The following is a 6,234-nucleotide window of genomic DNA, read 5'->3' as shown; positions in this document are numbered from 1 at the left end:
ACCTGGACAAAAATTAGACCGACCCGTTGGGGTGTTTTAGGGTCCACCGGGTTGGCGGGGGGTTGGCTTGGGGCGGCGGGGGTTAACGGCCCGCGCTTCGCCTCGGTCGCGCTGCGCGCGTCCTCGCTCAACGACCGATACGCCTTCCTCCCCTCAACGACAGGCCCCTCGAATCCCTCCCGGAGTCCTCATGCCCACGTTCGCCATCGGCGAGACCGACTTCCTCCTCGACGGAGCACCGTTCCAGGTGATCTCCGGGGCGATGCACTACTTCCGCATCCACCCGGACCAGTGGGAGGACCGGCTGCGCACCGCGCGGCAGATGGGTCTCAACACCATCGAGACCTACGTGCCGTGGAACGCGCACGAACCACGGCGCGGAGAGTTCGCCGCTGCGGGTGGCCTCGACCTCGGACGCTTCCTCGACCTCGTCCAGGCCCACGGCATGTTCGCAATCGTGCGGCCGGGACCCTACATCTGCGCCGAGTGGCACAACGGCGGACTGCCCGAGTGGCTCATCGAAGACCGAACGATCGCGGTGCGCTCGCGGGATCCGCGCTACCTCGCCGAGGTCGAGCGGTATCTGAGCGCGGTCTACGACATCGTCCGTCCGCGCCAGCTGACGCACGGCGGCGGCGTGATCCTGGTGCAGATCGAGAACGAGTATGGCGCCTACGGATCCGACAAGGCCTATCTGCGTGCGCTCACCGACATGACCAGGGCCGGAGGCATCGACCTGCCGCTGACGACGGTCGATCAGCCGACCGACGCGATGCTCGACGACGGCACGCTGCCCGGGCTGCTCAGCACGGCCTCCTTCGGATCCCGTGCGACGGAGCGGCTCGCAGCGTTGCGCCGTCATCAGCCCCGCGGCCCGCTCATGTGCGCCGAGTTCTGGTGCGGCTGGTTCGACAGCTGGGGGGAGCCGCATCACACGACATCGGCGGCGGACAGCGCGGCCGAGCTCGAGGCGATCCTCGCCGCGGGGGCGAGCGTGAACATCTACATGGTGCACGGCGGCACCAACTTCGGCTACCTGGCCGGCGCCAACGACAAGGGCGTCTACCGGCCGATCACGACCTCGTACGACTACGACGCGCCGATCGCCGAGGACGGCACACCCACCGAGAAGTACTGGCGGTTCCGCGACGTGATCGCCGCGCACGCGCCGGTGCCCGATGAACGCCCGGCGATGAGAACGCCGTGCCGCGTCCTCGAAGCGCCGCTCACCCGTGCCGTTCCGCTCGCCGACGCCGGACTGGAGCGCTGGACCGCGCACGACGCGACCCCCGCGGCCACCGCCTTCGGGTCGCCACGCGGATACTCCCGCTACGCGATCGAGATCCCGCGCGGCGGCGCGCTCACCGTGACGGAGGTCCGCGACCGCGCCCACGTGCTGCTCGACGGCCGCCCGGTCGGCATCCTCGACCGCGAGGCGCACGACCGCGTTCTCGCGCTGCCCTCGGGCGGGGAGCTGTCCATCCTCGTCGAGCACCTGGGCGGCGTGAACTACGGGCCCCGGATCGGCGAGGCCAAGGGCCTCATCGGCCCGGTGCGCCTGGACGGGGAGGAGTTGCGCGGCTGGCTCGCCTCGTCCCTGGAGCTGGAGGCGGACGGGGTCCGTGCGGCGCTCGGCGCGCACGGGACGGCTGTGCCGCCGGGACTCCCGCTCGGCGGGCCGGTGCTGCTCGCGGGCAGCTTCGATGCGGACGGATCCGGCGACCTGCACCTCGATGTGCGGGGGTGGGGCTCTGGCACCGTGTGGATCAACGGCTTCGCGCTGGGCCGTTACTCGGCCCGCGGCCCGCAGGAGACCCTGTATGTGCCGGCTCCGCTGCTGCGCGGGGAGGGCAACGAGATCCTGATGGTCGAGCTGCGCGGGGTGGAGCGCACCACCGTGCGGTTCGCCGCGGAGCCGCGGCTCGGCCCGACCGAGTTCTGAGGTGAGTTCAGTGCACTGCGGAAGCGGGCCCCGTGCTGTCACGCACGACCAGGCGGGTCGGGATCAGGGTTCGGCTGTGGGCGTCCGGCTCTCCCTCGATGAGCGACAGCAGCAGCGTCGCCGCGGTGTGTCCGACGCGGTCGAGGTTCTGGTGCACCGTGGTCAGGGCCGGCCAGAACGTCGCAGCGCCTTCCGCGTCGTCGAAGCCGACGACGCTGAAGTCTCCGGGGATGCGGAGCCCGTGTTCATGGAACGCGTGCATCGCGCCCAGCGCCATCTGATCGTTCCCCGCGAAGATGGCCGTCGGTCTCGGGTGCTCGCGGAGGATCTGCTCGCCGTGCGCGAGCCCCGAGGCGGCGGACCAGTCCCCGTACCGGATCGGACGCTCGACGAGGCCCGCCTCGGAGGCGATCCGGCGATAGGTCTCGGCGCGGCGCTGTGCCGAGAAGGAGTTCGCCGGACCCGCGATGTGCACGATGTCGCGGTGTCCGAGGTCGATCAGATGCTGCATGGCGATCCGCGCTCCCTGTTCCTGATCGCTGTCGACCACCGTGTAGGGGAGGTGGGCGTCGGAGTCGACGATGACCACGGGGAGTCCCGCCGCCACCGGGAGCTCGTCGAGCGAGCCGACCTCCGCCGACATGATGAGGATGATCCCGTCGACGGCCTGTTCCTCCAAGCGCCCGACCGCTCCGGCGACATCGGTCGCCGCCGGGTTGCTGAGGGGCAGCAGCGTCGTGGTGTAGCCCGCCTTCTCGGACGCCTCGGCCACCGCATCGAGCGTGCGGTCGTTGCCGAAGGTCGAGAGGTTGAAGGTCACGAAGCCGATCGACCGGAAGCGTCCGGACTTCAAGTTGCGCGCGGCGCGATTGGGGCGGTAGCCGAGCTCCTTCATCGCCGCGAGCACCTTCTCGCGCTTCTCCGGTCGCACGTGCTCGTAGCCGTTCGCGACACGCGACACGGTCTGCGGCGACACTCCCGCGCGCTCGGCGACGTCCTTGATCGATGCGCGCGGTGCGCCGTCCCTGTTCCGTCGCATGTTGATCCCTTGCATGGCAACGTAAACAATAGCTCACCCCGTCATCAGGAGGAAAGATGATCACCGACACCACCGGATCCCAGGGCCCTGCCGCGTCCGCACCGGCGACACCCGATCTCGGCGTGGCCCTCACGAGCGGGGGCGTCACACTCGTCCTCGATCTCCGCGCAGGGCGGCTGCCCGTCGTGCTGCATTGGGGGGCGGAGCTCGGCCCGCTCGACGCCGACTCCTTCGCGATGATGGCAGCCGCGATCCGACTGCCGTCCGCCGCGGAGTCCGTGGTGGACGCGTCGGAGCCGGTGACGATGCTCCCCGCCGGCACCGATGGCTGGGCGGGCCGCCCTGGGCTCAGCGGATCCCGCGCCGGAGCGGCCTGGTCGCCGGAGTTCACGACCACGCACGTGACCCTCGACGGCGCCGCGCTCGTGACGCCCGGTCTGCATGCCGCAGGGGCCGGGGTCCTGGAGGTCCGGGCGCGGGACGAGGAGACCGCCCTCGCCCTCGCGCTCACGATCGAGCTGACGCCGGCCGGGGTGGTCCGCGCGCGCGCCGAGGTGCAGAACATCGGTGGCGACGACTACCAGCTGGACGAGCTGTCTCTGGCGCTGCCGGTGCCGCTGGATGCCGACGAAGTGCTCGACTTCGCCGGCCGCTGGGGGGCGGAGCGCACCCCGCAGCGCCACCGCGCCGTGATCGGCCAGTACCGTCGGGAGAACCGCCGGGGGCGCACCGGGCTGGGTTCCGCCTACCTCCTCTGCGCGGGCATCGCAGGGTTCGGCTTCGACCGCGGGCGGGTCTGGGGGATCCACACGGGCTGGTCGGGGAACCACGTGCACGAACTGGAGCGGACGACGGACGGGATCCAGCTGCTGCGCGGAGGAGAGCTCCTGCTGCCGGGGGAGATCACGCTCGCGCCGGGGGCGTCGTACCGGACGCCCTGGGTGCTGGGCTTCCACGGCGTCGGGCTGGACGCCCTCGCCGCGCAGTCCCACGCGCTGCTGCGCTCCCGTCCGACGTATCCGCGGCGACCGCGACCGGTCACCCTGAACGTGTGGGAGGCCGTGTACTTCGCGCAGGACCTCGCCTCCTTGACCGAGCTCGCGGATGCGGCCGCCGAGGTCGGCATCGAGCGGTTCGTCGTGGATGACGGGTGGTTCGGAGCGCGGCGCGACGAGCGGGCGGGGCTGGGCGACTGGACCGTGTCGCCAGAGGTCTGGCCGGCCGGGCTGCATCCGCTGATCGCGCACGTGCAGGCGCGTGGGATGGAGTTCGGTCTCTGGGTGGAGCCCGAGATGGTGAATCCGGATTCGGATCTCGCCCGTGCGCATCCGGAGTGGATCCTCCGGGCGCGGGACCGGATGCCGCTCCCCGCCCGGCACCAGCAGGTGCTCGACCTGTCGAATCCGGCGTGTTTCGCGCACATCGATGCGGCGCTGCGCGCGCTGCTCGCGGAGTATCCGATCCGTTATCTGAAGTGGGACCACAACCGTGATCTCGTCGATGCCGGCGCCGGTGAGGGGGCAGGACCCGCGCGGCGCCCGGGGGTGCATGCGCAGACCGAGGCGGTCTACCGGCTCATGGCGGGGCTCAAGCGCGATCATCCGGGGCTCGAGATCGAGTCCTGCTCGTCGGGCGGCGGGCGCATCGATCACGGCATCCTCGACATCACGGATCGCGTCTGGGTCTCGGACGACAACGATCCGCTCGAGCGTCTGCGCATCAACCGCTGGACCGCGCAGCTCGTGCCGCCGGAGATGATGGGCACGCACATCGCGTCCCCGTGGTCGCACACGACCGGTCGCACTCACTCCCTGGCCTTCCGCGCGTCGGTCGCGCTCTTCGGCCATCTCGGCGTCGAATGGGACATCCGCTCCTGCAGCCCGCAGGAGCGGGCGGCGCTCGCCGACTGGATCCGGCTCCACAAGGATCTCCGGGAGCTGATCCGCTCGGGGCGCCTGGTCCGCTCCGACACCGCAGATCCGCGCATCGCGGTGCAGGGCGTGGTCTCCGAGAACCGCGGGCGCGCCGTGTACCTCTTCGCGCAGACCGCGATCCTCGACACGTCGACCGCGGGGCGGGTCGTGCTCCCCGGGCTCGATCCGCAGCGCCGGTACGCGGTCACGGTGGCGGATCCGGGCGGCGAGACCGCGCCCGGCCATCAGGCGCCATGGCAGGAGCGGGAGCGGGCGGTGCTTCCGGGTGACGTGCTCGGGCACGTGGGGCTGGTGATGCCCTCGCTGCGTCCGGAGCATGCCGTGCTGATCGAGGTGCGCGAGGTGAGCGGACCCGGTCGTCCTTCTTGACGCGCGAGAAGCCCGCAGACCGGACCTCAGCCGAGGACGACCTCGTCGCCTACCCGGATCGTTCCGCCGACGCCCGCATCGTCGCCCACGGCGCCGCTCACTCCCGGGAGGATCAGCAGGCGGCCGAGCGTCGGCTCGTCCTGGCCGAGGGATCCGGTGAGCGTCTTCAGCACGCTCGCGTCGCGCTCGCCGGTGTCAGGGTTCGCGTGGGTCGCGAGGCAGCGCACGATCGGACCGGCCGTGGCGAGGCGGACGTCTCCGATCGTGACCTCGCCCTGCCAGTCCAGTTCGTCCCAGGCGTCGACCCCGCCGATCACGACGTTCGAGCGGAACCGGCGGTCATCGACGTCCTGCTCGAGCGCCGTGCCGAGTGCTGCGACGCTGGCCTCGCTGTGCACCGAGACGTATCCCCGCCCGCGGTCCTGGAAACGCGAGTTCTCGCCGTCGCCGACGAGGGCCAGAGGCAGGCGCCCCGGGCGCTGCAGGCGCTTGCCGTCGGGGGAGCCGAGCACGAAGTCCGTCACCGCCTCGACGAGCGCGGCGCGGCCGTCGTCGTCCAGCCCCGCCTCGACGAGCGTCGCCCCGGCGTGGTCGATGCGCATGCGCCGCGCGGCCTCGTCGTACTCCAGCCGCAGCGCGGCGAGTCCGGGGAAGGTCTCGAGCGCGAGCCCCTTCGACTTCGGCCAGTGGTCCAGCCCGTCGCGCTCCTCGGGGGTCGCCGCATCGCCGAAGCGGAACGCGAGCACGCGGTCGCCGGCGATCCGCCCATCCGCCTGCACGGTGAGCGCGGGCAGCTTCTCGGGTGTGAATCCCTTGACCGGGTGGCGGTAGAGCGCGACGACGTGAGGCATGGATCCATCCTCGCAGGGCCGTGCGGACGCTCAGGACCGGATCGGATCCGGTCCCTGCGGGAAGGACCGCGCTGCGCAGAACGAACGACGAACCCCGCC

At 71.5% G+C, this 6,234-nt stretch carries 4 protein-coding genes; 2 read left to right on the top strand and 2 right to left on the bottom strand.

Annotated features, from left to right (window positions below):
- Nucleotides 1–190: 190 nt before the first annotated feature.
- Nucleotides 191–1,942: a beta-galactosidase family protein gene (locus tag ACFC1J_RS11610; protein WP_375905793.1), complete on the top strand. Its 1,752-nt coding sequence runs from the start codon at nucleotides 191–193 to the stop codon at nucleotides 1,940–1,942.
- Nucleotides 1,943–1,949: 7 nt separating this feature from the next.
- Here the strand turns inward: ACFC1J_RS11610 and ACFC1J_RS11605 are convergent, their stop codons facing one another.
- Nucleotides 1,950–2,981 carry a LacI family DNA-binding transcriptional regulator gene (locus ACFC1J_RS11605; protein ID WP_375905790.1) on the bottom strand — a complete coding sequence of 344 codons (1,032 nt, stop codon included), beginning with the start codon at nucleotides 2,979–2,981 and terminating at the stop codon, nucleotides 1,950–1,952.
- 56 nt (nucleotides 2,982–3,037) lie between these two features.
- Between ACFC1J_RS11605 and ACFC1J_RS11600 the strand changes: the two genes are divergently transcribed.
- Nucleotides 3,038–5,284 (top strand): alpha-galactosidase, encoded by a 2,247-nt coding sequence (locus ACFC1J_RS11600; RefSeq protein WP_375905787.1) that lies wholly within the window; start codon nucleotides 3,038–3,040, stop codon nucleotides 5,282–5,284.
- Between the two features lie 26 nt (nucleotides 5,285–5,310).
- Here ACFC1J_RS11600 and ACFC1J_RS11595 read toward each other — a convergent pair whose 3' ends face one another.
- A complete protein-coding gene (locus ACFC1J_RS11595; protein WP_375905784.1) occupies nucleotides 5,311–6,135 on the bottom strand; it encodes an MOSC domain-containing protein in 825 nt (274 codons plus the stop codon).
- Between the last annotated feature and the right edge of the window lie 99 nt (nucleotides 6,136–6,234).

Source organism: Microbacterium sp. NPDC056052 (assembly GCF_042266785.1).
Taxonomy (GTDB): domain Bacteria; phylum Actinomycetota; class Actinomycetes; order Actinomycetales; family Microbacteriaceae; genus Microbacterium.
Note: the sequence above shows the minus strand (reverse complement) of the source record. Positions and strands in the feature narration are given on the sequence as shown.